We start from the raw sequence: 19,101 nt of genomic DNA on the forward strand, positions 1-19,101 counted from the left end.
CCTACCCAGCCAGCCCCGGGTGGATGTCCTGCAGGGCCGCCACGGTGAGCTCCTGGTTCTGCAGGGTGGCGATCGCCTCCACCGCCGCGCGGGCCCCGGCCAGGGTGGTCACCGTCGGCACGGCGTAGTCGAGGGCGGCGCGACGCAGGTACTTGTCGTCGAAGGCGGCCTGCCGGCCGATCGGTGTGTTGATGATCAGCTGGATCAGGCCTGTGCGGATCGCATCCTCGATGTTGGGGCGGCCTTCGTGCACCTTGAGGATCGGCTCCACCTCCAGTCCGCCCGCCTGGAGTGCTTCGGCGGTGCCGGTGGTGGCGATCAGGGCAAAGCCCAGCTGATGCAGGCGCCTGGCCACCGGCAGCAGGGAGGGCTTGTCGCGGTCGTGGGTGGAGAGGAACACCGTGCCAACGGTGGGCAGCCCCTCGCCGGCGGCGATCTCCGCCTTGGCATAGGCCATCCCGAAGCTGGCGGCACTGCCCATGACCTCGCCGGTGGAGCGCATCTCCGGACCGAGCAGGGTGTCAGCGCCGGGAAAGCGCTTGAACGGCAGCACCGCTTCCTTGACGTTCTGCAGCGGCGGTTGGGGCTCGGCGGTGAGCCCCAGCTCCGCGAGGCTGCGGCCGGCCATCAGCAGGCTGGCGATCTTGGCGAGCGGTACACCGGTGGCCTTGGCCACGAATGGCACCGTGCGGGAGGCGCGGGGATTGGCCTCGATGATGAACACCCGCTCTCCTTGCTCGGGGTCGCTCTGCACGGCGAACTGCAGGTTGATCAGTCCCGTCACCTCCAGGGCCAGAGCCAGCTCCCGGGTCCACTGCCGGATCGTGGCCAGGGCTTCGGCGCCCAGCGACACCGCCGGCAGGCAGCAGGCCGAATCGCCGGAATGGATGCCGGCCGGCTCGATGTGCTCCATCAAGCCGCCGATCACCACCCGCCCCTCCCGATCGCAGAGGGCGTCGACATCCACCTCGATGGCGTTTTCGAGGTACTGGTCGATCAGCACCGGGTGGTCGGGCTCCACCTGCACCGCCTCCACCATGTAGCGGTTGAGCTCCTCTTCATCGAACACCACCTCCATCGCCCGGCCGCCGAGCACGTAGCTGGGGCGCACCACCACGGGATAGCCCACCGCAGCCGCCACCGCCCTGGCTTCGGCCTCGGTCCTCGCCAGGCCGTTGCGCGGCTGGCGGATGTCGAGGCGGCGCAGGATCGCCTCGAACTGCTCGCGGTCTTCGGCCGCATCGATCGATTCGGGGGAGGTGCCCCAGAGACGGGTGCCGGTGGCCAGGCCCTCCGGCGTGGCCAGCCAGCGCCGCAGCGGCAGGGCCAGCTTCAACGGCGTCTGGCCGCCGAACTGCACGATCACCCCTTCGGGCCGCTCGGCCTCGATCACATTGAGCACGTCTTCCAGCGTCAGCGGCTCGAAGTAGAGGCGGTCACTGGTGTCGTAGTCGGTGGAAACGGTTTCCGGATTGCTGTTCACCATCACCGTGGCGAACCCTTCCCCCTGCAGGGCGAAGGAGGCGTGGCAGCAGCAGTAGTCGAACTCGATCCCCTGGCCGATCCGGTTCGGCCCGCCGCCGAGGATCATCACCTTGCGCCGGTTTTCCGGCTGCACCTCGTCCTGCGGTGGCAGCGGCGCCAGGCTGCCGTCGGCGCTGATCCGCTCCAGCGGCCGCTCGTAGGTGGAGTAGTGGTAAGGCGTGGTGGAAGCGAATTCAGCCGCGCAGGTGTCGACGGTCTTGAAGATGGCGTTGACGCCGAGGCCCTGCCGGTGGCGCCGCACCGTGAGCTCGTCTGAGCCGCTGGCCCAGGCGATCTGGCGGTCGGAGAAGCCCAGCTGCTTCAGCTCCAGCAGATCCGCCGCCGTGAGCGCATCGAGCGACCGTCCGCGCAGCAGGCGGTCTTCGGCCTCGATCAGGCGCCGCAGCTTGGCGATGAACCAGGGATCGATGGCGCTGAGCTGATGGATCTCGGCGTCGCTGCGGCCCGCCACCATCGCGGCGCGCACCGCGAAGATGCGATCCGGCGAAGGGGTGCGCAGCATCCGCTCCAGGTCGCTGGATTCCAGCGGCTGATCGGGGCGATCGCAGCCCCAGCCGGAATGGCCGGTTTCGAGTGAACGCAGGGCCTTCTGGAACGACTCCTCGAAGCAGCGGCCGATCGCCATCGCCTCCCCCACCGATTTCATCGAGGTGGTGAGCACGGCCGGGCTGCCGCGAAACTTCTCGAAGGCGAAGCGCGGGATCTTGGTGACCACATAATCGATCGTGGGCTCGAAGCAGGCTGGTGTGGCGCCGGTGATGTCGTTGAGGATCTCATCGAGGGTGTAGCCCACCGCCAGGCGGGCGGCGATCTTGGCGATCGGGAAGCCGGTGGCCTTGCTGGCCAGCGCCGAGGAGCGGCTCACCCGCGGGTTCATCTCGATCACCACCACATCACCGTTGGCGGGGTTGATCGCGAACTGGATGTTGCTGCCGCCGGTTTCCACGCCGATTTCACGGATGATCGCGATCGACTGGTCGCGCAGTCGCTGGTATTCGCGGTCGGTGAGGGTCTGGGCCGGCGCCACGGTGATCGAATCGCCGGTGTGCACCCCCATCGGGTCGAGGTTCTCGATCGAGCACACGATCACCACGTTGTCGGCCAGATCGCGCATCACCTCCAGCTCGAACTCCTTCCAGCCGATCAGCGAGCGCTCGATCAGGATCTGGGAGACGGGGCTGGCCTCCAGGCCGCTCTTGCAGAAGGCGCGGAATTCCTCGGGGTTGTAGGCGATGCCGCCGCCGGAGCCGCCGAGGGTGAAGGCGGGCCGGATGATGCGGGGGTAGCCGCCCACCTCCTCCCCCACCCGCTCGGCCTCCTCCAGGCTCTTGGCGATCCCGGACGGACACACCGCCACGCCGATCCGCGCCATCGCTTCTTTGAACAGCAGGCGGTCTTCCGCCATCTGGATCGCGGCCAGGTTGGCGCCGATCAGTTCAACGCCGTAGCGCTCCAGGGTGCCGTTTTCGGCCAGCGCCACCGCCAGGTTGAGCGCGGTCTGGCCGCCCATGGTGGGGAGCAGCGCATCGGGGCGCTCGATCGCGATCACCCGCGCCACCAGCTCGGGGGTGAGCGGCTCGATGTAGGTGCGATCCGCCATCTCCGGATCGGTCATGATCGAGGCGGGATTCGAGTTGATCAGAATCACCTCGAATCCCTCGGCCCGCAGGGCTTTGCAGGCCTGGGTGCCGGAATAGTCGAATTCGCAGGCCTGGCCGATCACGATCGGTCCGGAGCCCAGCAGCAGGATGCGGCGCAGATCCGTGCGACGGGGCATGGGTTGGATCGATGGCCAAACGGGCTTAGCCTCTCACGTCTGCCGCAGGCGATCGGCCGATCCGGCTGGCCGACCTCGCTAACATGGAAGATCGACAAGACGTTTGATCGGTTTCATGAGCGAACTCCAGCGCCTGAAGGGTCTCCTCCCTCCGGAGATGCAGAGCTGGGTGTTCGTGGAAGCCGCCGCCTCCGCCGACCCTGCCCTGATCACGATCGAGGAGATCGGCCGCGATGAGGTGGAGATCCAGGTGGATCTGGAAACCTGGGATGGCCTGGCCATCGATCACCGCAACCTGCTCTTCTGGCATGAAGTGGGCCGGGTGCAGAACGATGCCGTTCCCCGCGACGGCTGGGAGATGGCCGCCCTGGCGATCGGTCTGGGCGGTGCGATCGGTGAGCTCTGGGTGCAGGACGGCCTGCTGCTGCTGATGGCCATGGGGCTCTCCGGCTTCGCCGGCTACCGGCTCTACCTCAAGAACAATTCCGAGAAGCGTCTGCAGGACGCGATCGCGGCCGATGAACGGGCCATCTCCCTGGCCACCCGCTTCGGCTACACCCTCCCCAACGCTTACAAGAGCCTGGGCGGGGCCCTCAAGGAGCTGGTGGAGCAGACCCGCAAGAAAAAAAAGCGCGCCTTCTACGAAGACCGGCTTGAGGCCCTGCGCAAGAGTGCCGAGAAAGCCAGGGCCGAAATGGCCCAGCAGCAGGGCAGCCGTCAGTCCGTCACCAGTGAAAACGTCTATGGATAGCGATCAGCTCGCCCGCCTTGCCGCCGAGGCCTGCGACGACCGCAAGGCGGTGGACATTCAGATGATCCGGGTGGATGCGGTCTCCTCGCTGGCCGACTGGTTCGTGATCTGCTCCGGTCTCTCCGATGTGCAGGTGCGGGCGATCGCCCGCTCGGTCGAAGACCGGCTCGAACTCGAGGCCGCCAGGCTGCCGCGGGGCAAGGAGGGCCAGCGGGAAGGCCACTGGGTGCTGCTCGACTACGGCGAGCTGATCGTCCATGTGCTCACCGCCCGGGACCGCCAGTACTACGACCTCGAAGCGTTCTGGGGGCACGGGGAGAGGGTTCCCTTCGTAGGCTCGGTGCCTGCTCAGACCGCCGAGACCCTTGCCGCGCGCGCCCATGGATCAGGTCTGCCCGTCATCACCCTGTCCGGTGCCGACGAACCAGCGGCCCCTTGAGGAATACCGCCAGCTCCGTGCCTCCTGGTTCTTCACCTGGCCGTCGGTGGCGCCTGCGGGCCTGATCCGCCCTTTGGCCATCTGCTGGCTGATCAGTTTCCCCCTCTGCCTGCTGATCGCCAGCGGCAGCTGGCCGCTCCGCCACAACATCCCCCGCCTGCTGGTCGCCGCTGCGGTTTCTGCCGTGCTGCCGGCGGTGTTTCTGCTGCTGCGCCAGTGGCTGGGCTGGAACTATGTCCACCGGCGTCTGCGCTCGGAGCGGGTGGAGTACGAGGAATCGGGCTGGTATGACGGCCAGGTGTGGGAGAAGCCGCTGGCCTGGCGCCAGCAGGACCTGCTGGTGGCCCTCCATGAGGTGCGCCCTGTGCTGGCCAGGCTTGAGCTGGTCCTGGCGGTTGCCACCGGTCTGATCCTGCTCGGGACTGGGCTCTGCCAGGCTCTTTGAAAACGGCCCGCCGATGACCCTGTCTTCGAGTTTCAGCCCTCCCCAGCGCCCGGGGGTGCCCCCCCTGCAGGTGCAGTTGCTGCGCAATGGCATCACCGAGTCGGTCCACCGGGTGCATGCGGTGGTCTGTGACCAGCGGGGGCGGGTGCTGATGCGGGCCGGCGACCCGCAGATGCTCAGCTTCGTGCGCTCGGCGCTCAAGCCGTTCCAGGCCCAGATGTTCGTGAGCAGTGGCGCCGCCGACCAGACCGGCAGTGGCGACCGTGGTCTGGCGATTGCCTGCTCCTCCCACGCCGGCACCCCTGGCCAGGCCCGCGAAGCCTTCAAGATCCTCTGGAGTGCCGATCTCGAAGCCGATCTGCTGCAGTGCCCGCCCCCCCGGCCGGGGGCCAGCCCGCTGGAGCACAACTGTTCCGGCAAGCACGCCGCCTTCCTCGCCACCTGCCGGCGGATGAACTGGGCACTGGATTCCTACCTGCAGACCGATCATCCCCTGCAGCAGCAGCTGCTCAAGGGTGTCGGCGCCCTGCTGGGTCTGCCCGGCGCCGAGCTGGTCACCGCCCGCGACGACTGTGGCGCCCCGACCCTGCAGATGCAGCTCGCCCAGATGGCCCTGCTCTTCGCCCACCTGGGCGCCTCGGAGCAGCCGGAGCTGGAGCGGCTGAGTCGGGCGATGCTGGCCCATCCCGACCTGGTGGCCGGCGAGGGCCGCTTCGATACCGAGCTGATGCGCCACAGCCACGGGTTGGTGGTCAGCAAGGGGGGTGCTGAAGGCATCCAGTGCCTGGCGCGGATGGGCGAAGGGCTTGGTCTGGCGATCAAGGTGGAGGACGGCGCCAGCCGGGCCAAGCAGGCCGTCGCCCTGCACCTGCTCAAGCAGCTCGACTGGCTCACTCCGCTCACCCTCGATGAACTGGGCCAGCAGTTCCTGGTGCCTGGCCCTGGCCTGGCCCTGGCTGTGAAGGGGGAACTGCGCTTCGACTGATTTCGGCTCGACTGATTTCGGCTCGACAGATCTCAGCTCGACAGATCTTGCCGGCGGCTGTGGCGGAGCGAATCCCACAGCGAGACGGCCAGCAGCACCACCCCGATCAGGCCGCTGAGCCATTCGGGCACATGCTGCCCCCAGCGGGTGAGCACCACGCCGAGCAGCATCAGCAGCCCCAGGGCGCCGATGGCGTAATGGGCTCCATGCTCCAGGTAGATCAGCTGGTCGAGGGCCCGCTCGCGGCTGAGCATCACCGTGAGACCGCGCACGAACAGGGCGCCGAGGCCCAGGCCGGCCAGGATCAGGGGCAGCTGATTGGTGATCGCGAAGGCCCCGATCGTGCCATCGAGGCTGAAGGAGGCATCGAGCAGTTCCAGGTACACCAGGCTGGCCAGCCCGCCCGAGGCGACGACCCGCCCCATCGCCTCCTCCTCGCCGCCGAAGGCCTGGGCCAGGGAGGTGCTGATGATCTGCAGCACCAGGCCGATCAGACCACTGATCAGCACATCGGCGCGCTGGGGCACCGGCAGCACCAGCGCCACCGCCAGCAGCACCAGCACCGCCAGGGCCGCCTCCAGGGATTCGATCCGTCCCGCCGCGCTGAGCCTCGACTCGATCCGCTGCCACCAGTGCAGGGTCTTGGCCTCATTGAAGAAGTAGCGCAGAAAGACCATCAGCAGGAACATGCCGCCGAACGCCAGGATGCGTGGCTCAGCAAGCTCCAGCAGCTCCTTGTAGTGCTCCGGATGGTGCAGGGCAGCATCCCAGGCCTCGGCCAGGCCCACCCCCCCGGCCAGGGCCACCAGCGCCAGGGGGCCGAGGAAGCGCACACCGAACACCGGGATCACCAGACCCCAGGTCAGGAAGAAGCGCTGCTGGCCGGGTGTGAGCCGCTCCAGCACCCGGGAGTTCACCACGGCGTTGTCGAAGGAGAGGCTGATCTCCAGCACCACCAGCACCAGGGTGATCCAGGCCGCCTGCCAGCCCCGGCTGAACAGGATGGCGCTCAGACCGGCCAGGCAGCAGAGCAGCGGCCACTGGATGTAGGAGAGGTAACGGCGCATGGACGGAGGGAGGCCATTGCCGGAAGGTACCCCTGGCTTATAGGATCACGGAGGTGAAGCCAAGCGGTGTCACCCCAGTCCCCAGGTCCTCAGGCCTGGTAATCCGCGACGCGGGGTAGAGCAGTCTGGTAGCTCGTCGGGCTCATAACCCGAAGGTCAGGAGTTCAAATCTCCTCCCCGCCACCAAATGACAGAAAGCCCGGAGACCAAACGGTTTCCGGGCTTTTTGCCTGGATGGGGTGCCCGGTCCTTGGATGGCTGGTCGTTGGATGGCTGGTCATGGGATGGCTGGTCCTTGGATGACTGGTTCAGGGTGCCCGCACTGGTTGCTTGGATGGGTGGATCGAATCGGTGGACCTGGATCGCCCGGAGATGACGGCCAGCCAGCAGGATGATCTCTCCGGCTTCGACGCGATCGTGGTCGGCTCCGGTGCCACCGGTGGGGTGGCCGCCATGGTGCTGGCCGATGCGGGGCTGAGCGTGCTGGTGCTGGAGGCCGGCCCTGATCTGGCAGCGGCGCGGGCGATCGGCAGCGAACCGCTCAACATGCTGCGCCGGCTCAGCCGGCTCAGCAGCGGAGCGCAACGGCTCCAGGCCCAGCACCCCGGCTACTGGAAGGCGAATCCCGATCTGTTCGTCGATGAAGGCCAGAATCCCTACACCACCCCGCCCGGTAGACCCTTCCTCTGGAGCCGGGGTCGCCAGGTGGGCGGCAAGAGCCTCACCTGGGGTGGCATCACCCTGCGCCTCTCCGATTTCGAGTTCCAGGCGGGCGAGCGCGACGGCCTCGGACCCAGCTGGCCGATCGGCACTGCCGATCTCGCCCCCTATTACGGACGGCTGGAGCGGTTGCTCGGCGTGCATGGCCAGCGGGATGGTCTGGCCCAGCTGCCGGACGGGGACTATCTGGATCCCTATCCCTTCACCCCGGCGGAGCGGCATCTGCGCCGCTCGATCGCGGCGGAGCTCGACCTGCCGCTGATCCATTCGCGGGGCTTCGCCCTCGGCCGCCGCAGCGCCGATCAGCCCTGGCCGCGCTCCAGCTCCCAGGCCGGCGCCCTGGGCCGCGCCCTGGCCACCGGTCGGGTGACCGTGCGCGCCAACGCCGTGGTCAGCCATGTGGAGCTGGCCGGCGGCGCCGGAAGCGGCCAGGACCGGGCCCGGGCCGTGATCTTCGTGGAGCGGCTCAGCGGCCAGCGGCGGCGGGCGGCGGCGGGTCTGGTGGTGCTCTGCGCCTCCAGTCTGGAATCGGTGCGGATCCTGCTGCACTCCAGCGCCGAGCATCAGACCGGCGGGCTCGAGGATCCCTCCGGCTGCCTGGGCCGCTACCTGATGGATCACATTTCCAGCTGTCGCTTCTTCGCGATCCCGGACCAGCCCGCCCCCCAGCCCGCCCGCCGAACTCTCCGCCGCCGGCAGCGCCTTCATCCCCAACACGCTCAACCTGGGGATGGGGATGGCCTGCCTTTTCAGCGGGGTTACGGGATCTGGGCGGGGGTGCAGCGCTTCGACCCCCCCAACCTGCTCACGCGCCGTCGCCAGGAGGCGGTCGGCTTTCTGATCGGCCACGGTGAGGTGCTCCCCGAGGCCCACAACCGGCTCACGCTCAACAGCGGGGCCGTGGATGCCTGGGGTCTGCCCACCCCCCACATCGACTGCCGCTGGGGAGAGAACGAGACCCGCCTGGTGGAGCACATGCAGGCGCGGATGGCGGCGGTGGTGGCGGCGGCCGGTGGGCGGATCGCGCCCCTCGAAGACCTGTTTCTGGTTCCGCTGGCTGAACCCCTGCTGCGCCGGGCCGTGGCCCTCTCCGATGGGGCGCCTCCCCCCGGCTATTACATCCACGAGCTGGGTGGTGCCCGCATGGCGGCGGCGCCGGAGCAAGGGGTGCTCGACCGCTGGAACCGCTGCTGGCAGGCCCCCAACCTGCTGGTCACCGATGGGGCCTGCTGGCCCAGCTCCGGCTGGCAGAGCCCGACCCTCACCGAGATGGCGATCACCTGGAGGGCGTGTGAGCGGGCGGCGGCGGACCTTGTGAGCGGCTCCTGACGGGGGAGAACTTCTGGTGTCAATGACCACAACCGGCCAGGCAGGCCCGCCGCACAATCTGCTGGCGACCTTTCACAGGGTCGGGCAAGGGAGAAACCAAAGCGGAGGCGTTGCGTCTCCGCTTTTTTTTGGGCCGGCGTCTGCTCAGCCCTGGTCACGGCGCAGGAACAGGCCGTTCAGATAGTGCTGAGTCACATTGCGGTCGGTGCAGCCGTTCTGGAACAGGAAGCTCGCCAGGGCCGAGCTCACCAGCCGGTATTGGTCCCAGTGGGGATGGCACTGGATGAAATCGCGCATGCCGTTGAAGAGCACCTCGGGAATTTCCGCCTCCAGGCTCACCAGCTCCGCCAGCTCGACCCCCTCCCGTCCGGGACCTTGATCCAAACCGTTGCTCAAGAGCCAGCTCTGCGTTGTGGAGCCCCAAGGAAGCCACACACCAGGGGTCGCCGTCAAAGCGGGGCATCTCAGCCAAACCCACCCGGCCCCGCCTTGAGACAGCCAGGCTCCGGAACCGTTCTGGCCGGAGCCGGTGGATCGGAGCCGGCTGCCAAAGGCCTGGCTTCTGCTTGTCAAGTTCCGGCTGGAGAATCCAGCACAATCCCCAGGAAACGCGCTTTGACGCGGGATCAAGCGGTCTGAGCTGTGGAAAAACCCCCCTTTCGCTGTGGAAAAACCCGGTTGCCTGGGGAAATCAAGCGGCGATCAGCAGGGCTTATCTGTCGCTTGTCTCTTGGGACTCGGCGGCAGGCGAGACGGCTGCGCCGCCGGTTGTGAGGGTGCGGGGACCCAGCGGATGGTCGGCCTGGGGATAGGGAGCGTGGGAGTGGGAGTGGGAGTGGCCGGGGCCATGGCTGTGAGCCGGGCCGTGGTCATGGCTCTGGCTGTGGTCGTGGCTGTGGTCGTGGGCCTGGTGTCCCAGGGGGATCGGGATGCCATCGGGCTGGCAGGCACCGGTGCACTCCCGCTCGCAGAGGGTGCAGCCCTCGATCAACCCCTCGACATGGTGGTGGTGGCTCTGCTGGGGCGCTCCCACTTCGGTCTCGAAGCCGAGCACCTGGGCCCGGTACTTGCAGAGTGAGCAGTTCATCTGGGTGTCGCCCCGCACCACCTCCGCCACCCGCTCCCGGAAGGTGTCGATCACCAGGGGGTGATCGCCCAGGTAGGAGGCTTCGATGAACTCCAGGGCGGGGTGATCGGCCGCCACCCGCTCGGTGTGCTGCCGGATGCGGCTCACCAGCACGCCGGAGAACAGGAAATAGGGGAACACCACCACCCGCCGGAAGCCGAGTCTGACGACATGGCGCAGGCCCGGCTCCACCAGGGGGAAGGTGACGCCGGAATAGAGCGTTTCCCCCCAGCCGAAGCCCATCCCCTCCACCAGCATCCGCGTCACCTTCGAGACATTGGAGTTGGCATCGGGATCGGAGGAACCCCGGCCCACCACCACCAGCACGGCGTCATGCAGGTTGGCCTCCTTCGCCGCGGTGCGCGCCAGGGCTTCGCGGATCCGGGCGGCGGCGGCCTGGATCATCTTGAGGTCGATGCCCAGTTCGCGGCCGTAGTCGATCCGCAGGCCGGTTTCGGCGGCGTAGGTGTTGAGCACCGAGGGGATGTCGTTCTTGGCGTGGCCGGCGGCGAACAGCATTCCCGGCACGGCCAGCACCTGGTTCACCCCTTGCTGCCGCAAGCGTTCAAGGCCGTCGCGGAGGATGGGGCGGGCGAACTCCAGGTAGCCGTACTCCACCGGCAGCTCCGGCAGGCGCAGGCGCAGTCCCTCAGCGAGCTGGGCGAATTCGCTCACCGCCTGGCGGTTGCGACTGCCGTGGCCGCAGATCATCACACCAAGGCGTGGATCGGTGTCTGACCCAGCTGAAGCGAGAGGTGGGGAAAACACCATGGGCAAACCTGTCTGGGGGGACCCTATCGCTCTGTGTCGGGGCTGAGCCTGTTCCGCTCAGGCGCTGTAGGCCTTGCGGGCTGGAATCGGATAGGGGATTCGCCGGTGCCGCATCCGTTTCCAGACCCGCACGAAGGCCCGGATCACCAGCTCGAGTTCGCCGCGGCTGAGCCCGCTGTCGATCAACTGGCCATCCAGGCGCCGGGCGTCGATCAGGCGCCGCACCATCGCACTGGCCTCGGCCTCGGTGGTGCCTGGAGGCAGCGAGCGCAGGGCGGCCTCGCAGCCATCGGCCAGCATCAGGATGGCGGTTTCCCGTCGTTGCGGCCTCGGCCCCCGATAGCGGAAGCGCTCTTCCGGCGTGGCGGGATCGCGCTCCCGGGCCTGGTGGAAGAAGTACCCCATCCGCAGGGTGCCCTGATGTTCGGGGATGAAATCGGCCAGAGGGCGGGGCAGGCGGTGCTGCCGGGCCAGCTTGATCCCCTCATCCACGTGGGCCTGCAGGACGGCGGCGCTGCCGAAGGGATCATCGAGCAGATCGTGGGGATTGGCTCCTTCCGACTGGTTCTCGATGAACCACTCCGGTGCGTGCAGCTTGCCGACATCGTGATAGAGGGAGCCGGTGCGGATCAGGTCCACATCGGCGTGGATCGCCCGGGCCCCCTCCTCGGCCAGACCGCAGATCATCAGGGTGTGCTCGAACGTGCCGGGGGCTTCCAGCGAAAGCCGCCGCAACAGGGGGCGTTGCAGATCGGCCAGTTCGAGCAGGCGAGCCTGGGTGATCAGACCGAAGAAGCTCTCCACCAGCGGGCTGAGCAGCAGGCCGGCCATCAGCAGACCGCCCATCAGCACCGCTTCCGCCACCAGCTCCCCGCCGCTCGGCGGCAGGCGGGTGCGGCCATGCATCAGGGCCACCGCCTGGACGGTGAGCCACTGCAGCACCAGGGCACCACTGGGCAGCAGGATCGCGAGCTGCACAAGCTGGGCCCGGCTGCGTTGCCGTCCGGCCAGCACCGCCGCCACCACCGCCACCACCGCTGCCACGATCAGCCGCACCTCGCTGTAGTCGTCGAGGGGCTCCGGCCAGAGCAGGCTGGCCGCCGCCAGCCAGGCCAGGCCGGCGTTGGTGCCCAACCCCTGGGCCAGCAACAGGGTGGCGGGAACCAGCAGGGCGAGCGGGCTGGCGGTGTTGCCCAGCCAGAGCTTGAACCCCTGCACCACCAGCAGCATGCCCAACACCATCAGGGCCTGGCGCGGTTCGAGGTTGGTGCGGCGACGGCGGGTGATCAGCACCACCAGGAGGGCGGCGGCCAGGGCTTCGAGGAAATGGGCCAGCCAGGCCCTCAGCAGGGGTCGCCTGTCGACCATGCCGAAGTAATCGAGAACGTCGTAGGCCTGGGGACTGATCGGTTCCCCCTGCCGGGTGATCAGGTCGCCTTGGTTCACCCGGATGCGGGGAATGCCCTGCTGGTTGAGCAGCTCTTCGATCAACCGCTGGCTGAGGCCGGCATCGTTGCGCAGATTGGTGCGGCCCTGCAGATTCACCGCCAGCAGGCGGCTGCCGAGACGAAGCCCCGGTTCCGGTAGTCCGGCCAGCTGCAGCCTGGCGGCTTTCTCAAGCTGGTGTCTCGCCACACTCCCCACCACCCCCTGGCTGAGCATCCGCTGCTGGGCCTGCCGGAGTTTCTGGTTCCAGGCGGCGCGCTGGTCGTTGGTCTGGCCGATCAGCCAGGCCTGCTCGGCCGCCGAAAGATTGAGCGGTGCGACCCGGTCCTGGGCGGTGGCCGCCACCAGCTCCAGTTCCTGGAGCTGGCGCTCCAGCCGCTGCCTCAGCTCCAGATTGGCCTGGGGGTCCACCACCTGAACGGTGGTGCGGGTGCCCAGCTGGGAGCGACGTTGCTCAAGGGCCTCGCTGTCGAGGACGGTGGCGGAGCTGGGGGCCTGGGCGCTGAACGGGGCGGGAATGCCGGGCCGCAGGATCGGCTCCACCAGCCAGGGCCAGCTGGAGAGCAGGGCCACCAGACAGCAGGCCAGCAGCACGGCCAGCCAGTCACGCCGTCGCCAGCAGTAGAGGGCCTGGCGCGGCGATTCGCGGCGCAGCCATTGCCTCCAGAGTTGTTTGGCGCGGGCGAAGCGCAGCACCGTTTTCGCATCTGAGCCTCAAAACGCTAGCGAGGCCGCCGGCGCCGACTGGTTCCATGCTGGGGGGCAGCTCTGTGGACGCCGAAACGATGGCCCTGTCCCTTGATGGTCGCCGCCTGGCGGCGGAAGTGGAAGAGCGGCTCGCGGCGGTGATCAGCGGCAGGCTGGTCCGGGCGGGCCGCCCCCCGGGGCTGGCGGTGTTGCGGGTGGGCGATGACCCGGCCAGCGGGGTGTACGTGGCCAACAAGGAAAAGGCCTGCCGGCGGGTGGGGATCACCAACCAGGGTGATCACCTGCCGGCGGACACCACGCCGGAGCAGCTGCTCGCTGCGATCGAGCGGCTCAACGCCGACCCCGATGTGGATGGAATCCTGCTGCAGCTCCCCTTGCCGGCCGGCCTTGACGAGGGGCCGTTGCTGGCGGCGATCGACCCGGACAAGGACGCCGACGGCCTCCACAGCCTCAACCTCGGCCGACTGCTCAAGGGGGAGCCCGGCCCGCGCAGCTGCACCCCGGCCGGGGTGATGGCCCTGCTGCGTCGGGCCGGGATTCCCCTGGAGGGCCGCCGGGCCGTGGTGGTGGGGCGCAGCATCCTGGTGGGCAAGCCGATGGCGCTGATGCTCCAGGCGGCCAACGCCACCGTGACAGTGGCCCACTCCCGCAGCCGTGACCTGGCCGCCCTCACCCGCACGGCGGAGCTGCTGGTGGTGGCGGCGGGTCGTCCGCGCCTGATCGGTGCCGAGCACGTGGCCCCTGGCGCCGTGGTGGTGGATGTGGGCATCCACCGCCGCCCCGAGGGGGGTCTCTGCGGAGATGTGCGCTACGAGGACGTGGAGCCGATCGCGGCGGCGATCACGCCGGTACCCGGTGGTGTCGGGCCGATGACGGTGACCATGCTGCTGGTGAACACCGTGGTGGCCTGGTGCGCCCACACCACCCCGGCGGGCGCTCCACTTGACAATCCGTTGGCGGATCTGCTGCCCTGAGCCCACCGGAGCCCATCGGCCTGAGAGAATCCCGCCCAGCGCGCTGGTTCCCATGGCCGTGACGGTGAGCACGACCTTTGATTTCGCCGCCTACCTCGAGGCGGCCCGCCGGCGGGTGGAAGTGGCCCTTGATGGCTCGCTGGCTGCCGAGCGGCCGGAATCGCTGCGGGAGGCGATGCGCTACTCCCTGCTGGCCGGCGGCAAGCGGCTGCGGCCGATCCTCTGCCTGGCGGCCTGCGAGCTGGCCGGGGGCGATTCCTCCCTGGCGATGCCGACGGCAGTGGCCCTGGAGATGGTCCACACCATGTCGCTGATCCATGACGACCTGCCGGCCATGGACAACGACGATCTGCGCCGCGGTCGCCCCACCAACCACAAGGTGTTCGGCGAAGCCAATGCCATCCTTGCCGGCGACGCCCTGCTGACGCGTGCCTTCGAGATGGTGGCGTTGCGCAGCCCGGGTGTGGCGGCAGAGCGGCTGATCCAGGTGGTGGGGGAGCTTTCCCTGGCCGCCGGCGCTCCCGGGCTGGTGGGTGGCCAGGTGGTGGACCTGGAATGCGAGGCCAAGCAGGTCGACCTCGATACCCTCGAATACATCCACCTCCACAAGACCGGCGCCTTGCTGCGGGCCTGTGTGCTCAGCGGTGCCCTGATCGCCGGCGCCCCCGACGATCTGCTGGGTGCCTTGCGCACCTACGCTCGCGGCATCGGCCTGGCCTTCCAGATCATCGACGACATCCTTGATCTCACCGCCAGCAGTGAAGTGCTCGGCAAGACCGCCGGCAAGGATCTGGCCGCCGACAAGACCACCTATCCCAAGCTGCTGGGCCTGGCGGAATCCCGCCGCCGCGCCGATGCCCTGGTGAGCGAGGCCAAGGCGGTGCTGCAGCCCTGGCAGGCCCAGGCCCAGCCCCTGCTTGCCCTGGCCGACTACATCACCAGCCGCGACCGATGAACGCCTTGCATCAGTTGCTCGCCAATGGCGTGCTGGCCTGGGCTCTGGCCGCCTGCGGCGTGGCCCAGTTCGGCAAGTTGCTGGTGGAGCTGGTCCGGCACCGCCGCTGGCGGCCGGCGGTGCTGGTGGAAACCGGCGGGATGCCATCGAGCCATTCCGCCCTGGTGACGGGCGCGGCGGCCGGGATCGGCTGGGTCATGGGCTTCGATGATCCGCTGTTCGCCTTCGCCGGCACGATCGCCTTCGTGGTCATGTACGACGCCAGCGGCGTCCGCCAGGCCGCCGGCCTGCAGGCACGCCGGCTGAACAGCCTGCCGCCCCAGCTCTGGCGGGAAGCGAGTGGAGCGGCAGCCGCCACCCAGCCCCAGCCGGAGCCCCAGCCGGAGCCCCAGCCGCAGCCCCTCAAGGAGAGCCTGGGCCACACCCGCCTGGAAGTGCTGGTGGGCAGCCTGATCGGTCCGGCGGTCGCCCTCAGCGGCCTCGCCCTGGCGGGCTCCCCCCTGCAGATCGCCCAGGGCCTGGGCTGGCTGCCGGCAGGGTGAGCGGGCCGGGCTTTGGAGCCGCGGTCTGCTTCACCGCCGGCCAGCAGCAAGCGGTGGAGGCCTTCGCCGCCTGGCTGGGTGACCCGGCCCAGCGGGGTGTCCCCTTCGTGCTGAGCGGCTATGCCGGCACGGGAAAAACCTTCCTCTCGATGGCCTTTCTGGCCAGGGTGGAGGCCGATGGCCTCTGCTGGACGGTGGTTGCTCCCACCCACAAGGCCGTCGGGGTGCTGCGCCACTCCCTCAACCTGGCCGGCCTGCGGCCCACCTGGCATCCATCCACCCTGCACCGGCTGCTGCGTCTCAAGCTGCGCCGCGAAGGGGGGCGGGAGGTGTGTGAAGAAACCGGCCAGACGGCGCTGGCCCTGGAGCATCTCGGCCTGGTGCTGATCGATGAGGCCTCGATGGTGGATGCCGCTCTGCTGCAGATCGCCCTGCAGGGCGCCCATCCCTATGGCACCCGCCTGGTGTTCGTGGGAGATCCGGCCCAGCTGCCTCCGGTCGGGGCCCCCTCCAGCCCCGTGTTCGACCTGCAGCGGGCCTGCTGCTGTTGTCTCACCGAGGTGGTGCGCCACCAGGGCCCGGTGCTGCGCCTGGCCACCGGTCTGCGGGAGCAGCGCCTGCCCTGTCGCCTGCCGCCCCTGCTGGCGCCGGTCCGCGAACCGGAGGGGGAGGTGGTGCTCACGGGCCGCGCCGACTGGTTGAAGGCTGCCCAGGCGGCCCTGCGCCGGGCCGCCGAGTGCGACAACCCCGACCAGGCCCGCATCCTCTGCTACACCAACCGTTCCCTGGAGCAGCTGGTGCCGCTGGCCCGCCGCGCCATCCATGGCGAGCTGGCCGATCAGCTGCCGGTGCTGCCGGGTGAGGTGCTGCTCACCCGGATGGCGGTGATGGCGCCGGCCTGCCCGAGGGGGGAGGAGTGCGGCGAGGAACCCGACCTGGTGCTGGCCTCCAACCGGGAGCTGGTGGTGCGGGATGTGACACCGGAGCGCTGTGACCTGGCCGACTTCGGCGTCAGCGATGGCGCCGTGATCGACACCCAGCTGGTGGAGGTGGAGAGCGGTGATGCCCAGCTGGCCCTGAGGCTGCTGCCACCAGCGGGATCGGCGGGACGCCGTCAGCTGGAGGAGGTGCTGGCCCGGCTGCGCGGCCAGGCCCTCGCGGCCGGCAAGCAGAACGGTCGCTCCCTCTGGCGCCGCTACTTCCTGGTGCGTGATGCCTTCGCCTCGCTCGGCCCGGCTGCGGTGCTCACCGTGCACCGCAGCCAGGGCAGCACGTTCGGTGAGGTGTTCATCGATGCCGATGTGTTCTGGCCCGCCGATCTGCTGCTGCGCCGCCAGCTGGTTTACGTGGCGGTCAGCCGCGCCCGCACGGCGGTGTGGATGGTGGCGGGAGGGGGCAGCGAAGCCGAGCGGCGCCTCTGGCAGGGGGAACTGGCAGGGGAAGCTGACGCTGGAACAGCTGCCGGACCGGACGCTGGAACCGATGGCGGGATCAGCCCAGCAGTCCCTTGACGTGGCTGATGATCCCGTCGGGATCGAGCCCCTGGTGGGGAAACTGCTCCCAGAGGCCGCCGCAGCCCTCCTTGTGGGTGCCCAGGTGGCCGTAGCGGGGGGTGAAGCCCCGCTCCAGCAGCCAGGTGCCGTAGCGGCTGCCGAGGCCGGTGCGGCGGTTGAAGGATTCCACCACCAGCACGAAGGGGGAGGAGCCCGCCCTGGCGATCATGGCTTCATCCACCACATTGAGGGTGGGCTTGTTGATCAGACCCACGTCGAGCCCTTCAGCCCGCAGCCGCTCCACCGCATCGAGGGCGCGGTAGAGGCACTCACCGAAGCTCACCACATAGCCGGCGCTGCCCTCCCGCACCAGCTCATCTTTGCCGCTCTCAAAGCTGTAGCCCTCGCCGTGCAGTTCGTTGCCGGCGGCATCAAGCAGATTGGGCACCTTCGAGCGGGTCGAGAAGATGAAGCGCAGGCCGGGATCAGCGAACACGGCCTTCACGCAGGCCTTCATCTGGGCCGCATCAGCCGGGAAATAGAGGCGGGTGCTGTCGTTCTCCTCCAGTCCGTTGTCTGCAAAGCAGTTGTTGAGACCGAAATGGCAGGTGTTGTCGGCCATGTCGTCGATGCCGGCATGGGAGAAGTGACTGAGCACATTGGCCCCATTCAGCCGCGCCATGGTGACCTCGGAGATGATCATCTCCAGGAAGGCGCTGAAGGTGGCGAAGATCCCCTGGCGGCCGGCCTCCATGCCGAATCCGGCGGCTGCCGAGAAATTGGCCCGCTCCATGATGCCGCCGCTCACGAAGATCTCCGGATGGGCCTTGCGGATCTGGGTCAGACCGCAGGAGCCCTCCAGGTCGCTGTCCACCACCAGCACGCTGTCTTTACGGCTTTCAGGCGTCATGGCGCCCAGGATCTCCACCACCGCATCGCCGAACACGTTGCGGTTGGCCTCCAGCCGCTGGCCTGAACCGAGGAAGGTGGCGGGATTGGCGGGTTTGACGATGCCCTTGAGATAGGTGGCGGCACCGTCCTGGCCGCGCTGCTCCAGGTAAGCGATCGCCAGGTCCACCGGGATCACGTCGTGGCCGTGGGTTGTGCCCTCCAGTCCCTCGATCCCCACCGCCATCGGCCGCTTGTTGATCACCGCAACGGGGCCGTTCGTGCCCACGGCGCGGCAGAGGCGGCCATACAGATCGTCGAGGTCCTCACCGTCGCCGGTGAGAGTGGCGAGGCCATGGCCAGCGAGGGTGCGCTCCAGGTCGTAGCCGGGCTGGTACTGGGAGGGATGCCCGGCGATCGTCACGTCGTTGTCATCGATCACCAGCTTCACGTTCAGCCCGTGGGCCACCGCGAAGCGGGCCGCCTCGGCGTCGTCGCCCTCCTGCTGGGCGCCGTCGGAGCCGAGGCAGAACAGGGTTTTGCCGGGGTGGGCCAGGGCGACGCCGTTCACGAACGGCCAGAGGTGGCCGAGCCGGCCCGAGCTGAACTGCACGCCAGGGGTGAAACCCAGCTCCGGATGGCCCGGCAGCCTGGAGTGGGCGGCGCGGTACTGCAGCAGCGCCTCGGCCGGCAGCTCGCCCCGCAGCACGCTGATCAGATACTGGGTGGCCACCCGGTGGCCGGCCTCATCGAAGAACACCGGCAGGAACCGGTCCGGCTTGCCGCGGAAGAAGGCATCGAGGATCATCACCTCCGGCACCGTGTCGAACGGCCCGCCGCTGTGCCCGCCCACGCCCCGGGCCGCACCAGTGGCCGTGAAGAAGATGATCGCGTCGCGGCAGAGCTGGATGTTGGCCTTCAGCGCCTCGCGCTGGCTGGCGCTCAGGCTGGGCTGATCCGGATCGAGGGCAAGCGGCTGGTAGGCGGCCAGATCGATCGGGAACGCGGTGGAAAGGGTGGCGGTCATGGGTGGAGTTCTGGCCTCAAGGGGCCCTTGGGTGCACTTTGATCCCAACCTCAGCCGCTGCCGGTGTTGGAGGTCACCTGCCGGGGGGAGGATGCTGCGGCAAGTCTCGCCGG

The 19,101-nt window shown here is 68.8% G+C and carries 14 protein-coding genes, 1 tRNA gene and 1 pseudogene; 10 read left to right on the forward strand and 6 right to left on the reverse strand.

Annotated elements, in window-relative coordinates:
* Position 1 precedes the first annotated feature (1 nt).
* Positions 2–3,322, reverse strand: a complete 3,321-nt coding sequence (gene carB / locus ACXMDY_RS01635) for a carbamoyl-phosphate synthase large subunit (RefSeq protein WP_259703028.1) — start codon at positions 3,320–3,322, stop codon at positions 2–4.
* A gap of 115 nt (positions 3,323–3,437) precedes the next feature.
* Between carB and ACXMDY_RS01640 the strand changes: the two genes are divergently transcribed.
* The 4 genes and pseudogenes from ACXMDY_RS01640 (at position 3,438) to ACXMDY_RS01655 (ending at position 5,942) form a co-directional block, all read left to right on the forward strand.
* Positions 3,438–4,073 (forward strand): DUF3318 domain-containing protein, encoded by a 636-nt coding sequence (locus tag ACXMDY_RS01640; RefSeq protein WP_259703027.1) that lies wholly within the window; start codon positions 3,438–3,440, stop codon positions 4,071–4,073.
* Positions 4,066–4,422, forward strand: a pseudogene (gene rsfS, locus ACXMDY_RS01645) (ribosome silencing factor); the annotation flags it as partial. The gene ACXMDY_RS01640 and the pseudogene rsfS, both read left to right, overlap by 8 nt.
* 31 nt (positions 4,423–4,453) lie before the next feature.
* The gene (locus ACXMDY_RS01650) at positions 4,454–4,957 is read left to right on the forward strand and encodes a CGLD27 family protein (RefSeq protein ID WP_259703026.1); all 504 of its coding nucleotides are present in this window, start codon (positions 4,454–4,456) and stop codon (positions 4,955–4,957) included.
* Between the two features lie 13 nt (positions 4,958–4,970).
* Positions 4,971–5,942 (forward strand): asparaginase, encoded by a 972-nt coding sequence (locus ACXMDY_RS01655; RefSeq protein ID WP_259703025.1) that lies wholly within the window; start codon positions 4,971–4,973, stop codon positions 5,940–5,942.
* 32 nt (positions 5,943–5,974) lie between these two features.
* Here ACXMDY_RS01655 and ACXMDY_RS01660 read toward each other — a convergent pair whose 3' ends face one another.
* The gene (locus ACXMDY_RS01660; RefSeq protein ID WP_259703024.1) at positions 5,975–7,009 is read right to left on the reverse strand and encodes a DUF475 domain-containing protein; all 1,035 of its coding nucleotides are present in this window, start codon (positions 7,007–7,009) and stop codon (positions 5,975–5,977) included.
* A 109-nt stretch (positions 7,010–7,118) separates the two neighbouring features.
* Between ACXMDY_RS01660 and ACXMDY_RS01665 the strand changes: the two genes are divergently transcribed.
* Positions 7,119–7,195: transfer RNA gene (locus ACXMDY_RS01665), tRNA-Met, on the forward strand.
* 186 nt (positions 7,196–7,381) lie between these two features.
* Positions 7,382–9,058, forward strand: coding sequence for a GMC oxidoreductase (locus tag ACXMDY_RS01670; RefSeq protein ID WP_457767276.1), 1,677 nt, complete (start codon positions 7,382–7,384; stop codon positions 9,056–9,058).
* Positions 9,059–9,202: 144 nt separating this feature from the next.
* Here the strand turns inward: ACXMDY_RS01670 and ACXMDY_RS01675 are convergent, their stop codons facing one another.
* The 3 genes from ACXMDY_RS01675 to ACXMDY_RS01685 all read right to left on the reverse strand — a co-directional run bounded on the left by ACXMDY_RS01675 (position 9,203) and on the right by ACXMDY_RS01685 (position 13,097).
* Positions 9,203–9,442: a DUF2811 domain-containing protein gene (locus ACXMDY_RS01675; RefSeq protein ID WP_259703023.1), complete on the reverse strand. Its 240-nt coding sequence runs from the start codon at positions 9,440–9,442 to the stop codon at positions 9,203–9,205.
* Positions 9,443–9,770: 328 nt separating this feature from the next.
* Positions 9,771–10,955, reverse strand: coding sequence for a CbiX/SirB N-terminal domain-containing protein (locus ACXMDY_RS01680; protein ID WP_259703022.1), 1,185 nt, complete (start codon positions 10,953–10,955; stop codon positions 9,771–9,773).
* Positions 10,956–11,012: 57 nt separating this feature from the next.
* Positions 11,013–13,097, reverse strand: coding sequence for an HDIG domain-containing metalloprotein (locus ACXMDY_RS01685; protein ID WP_259703021.1), 2,085 nt, complete (start codon positions 13,095–13,097; stop codon positions 11,013–11,015).
* 89 nt (positions 13,098–13,186) lie between these two features.
* On the opposite strand from ACXMDY_RS01685, the gene folD reads away from it, so the two are divergent.
* The 4 genes from folD to ACXMDY_RS01705 are packed head-to-tail and all read left to right on the forward strand — an operon-like array spanning position 13,187 to position 17,091.
* Positions 13,187–14,083 (forward strand): bifunctional methylenetetrahydrofolate dehydrogenase/methenyltetrahydrofolate cyclohydrolase FolD, encoded by an 897-nt coding sequence (gene folD, locus ACXMDY_RS01690; RefSeq protein ID WP_259703020.1) that lies wholly within the window; start codon positions 13,187–13,189, stop codon positions 14,081–14,083.
* A 52-nt stretch (positions 14,084–14,135) separates the two neighbouring features.
* Positions 14,136–15,038 carry a geranylgeranyl diphosphate synthase CrtE gene (gene crtE / locus ACXMDY_RS01695; protein ID WP_259703019.1) on the forward strand — a complete coding sequence of 301 codons (903 nt, stop codon included), beginning with the start codon at positions 14,136–14,138 and terminating at the stop codon, positions 15,036–15,038.
* Entirely contained in the window at positions 15,035–15,580 is a 546-nt protein-coding gene (locus ACXMDY_RS01700; protein ID WP_259703018.1) for a divergent PAP2 family protein, read from the forward strand. The genes crtE and ACXMDY_RS01700 overlap by 4 nt, the downstream gene beginning before the upstream one ends.
* A complete protein-coding gene (locus tag ACXMDY_RS01705; RefSeq protein ID WP_259703017.1) occupies positions 15,577–17,091 on the forward strand; it encodes an ATP-dependent helicase in 1,515 nt (504 codons plus the stop codon). Before ACXMDY_RS01700 ends, ACXMDY_RS01705 begins: the two co-directional genes overlap by 4 nt.
* Here ACXMDY_RS01705 and ACXMDY_RS01710 read toward each other — a convergent pair.
* Entirely contained in the window at positions 17,072–18,988 is a 1,917-nt protein-coding gene (locus ACXMDY_RS01710) for a transketolase C-terminal domain-containing protein (RefSeq protein ID WP_259703016.1), read from the reverse strand. The two genes, ACXMDY_RS01705 and ACXMDY_RS01710, sit on opposite strands and share 20 nt — an antisense overlap.
* Positions 18,989–19,101: the final 113 nt, after the last annotated feature.

It is taken from the genome of Cyanobium sp. ULC082, from assembly GCF_977927535.1.

Excerpts from the sequence above, each read along its gene's own strand:
- crtE (WP_259703019.1), top strand. The coding sequence starts at position 14,136 with ATGGCCGTGACGGTGAGCACGACCTTTGATTTCGCCGCCTACCTCGAG.
- folD (WP_259703020.1), top strand. The coding sequence starts at position 13,187 with ATGGCCCTGTCCCTTGATGGTCGCCGCCTGGCGGCGGAAGTGGAAGAG.
- ACXMDY_RS01700 (WP_259703018.1), top strand. The coding sequence starts at position 15,035 with ATGAACGCCTTGCATCAGTTGCTCGCCAATGGCGTGCTGGCCTGGGCT.
- ACXMDY_RS01655 (WP_259703025.1), top strand. The coding sequence starts at position 4,971 with ATGACCCTGTCTTCGAGTTTCAGCCCTCCCCAGCGCCCGGGGGTGCCC.
- ACXMDY_RS01640 (WP_259703027.1), top strand. The coding sequence starts at position 3,438 with ATGAGCGAACTCCAGCGCCTGAAGGGTCTCCTCCCTCCGGAGATGCAG.
- ACXMDY_RS01660 (WP_259703024.1), bottom strand. The coding sequence starts at position 7,009 with ATGCGCCGTTACCTCTCCTACATCCAGTGGCCGCTGCTCTGCTGCCTG.
- ACXMDY_RS01710 (WP_259703016.1), bottom strand. The coding sequence starts at position 18,988 with ATGACCGCCACCCTTTCCACCGCGTTCCCGATCGATCTGGCCGCCTAC.
- ACXMDY_RS01680 (WP_259703022.1), bottom strand. The coding sequence starts at position 10,955 with ATGGTGTTTTCCCCACCTCTCGCTTCAGCTGGGTCAGACACCGATCCA.
- carB (WP_259703028.1), bottom strand. The coding sequence starts at position 3,322 with ATGCCCCGTCGCACGGATCTGCGCCGCATCCTGCTGCTGGGCTCCGGA.
- ACXMDY_RS01670 (WP_457767276.1), top strand. The coding sequence starts at position 7,382 with ATGACGGCCAGCCAGCAGGATGATCTCTCCGGCTTCGACGCGATCGTG.
- ACXMDY_RS01650 (WP_259703026.1), top strand. The coding sequence starts at position 4,454 with ATGGATCAGGTCTGCCCGTCATCACCCTGTCCGGTGCCGACGAACCAG.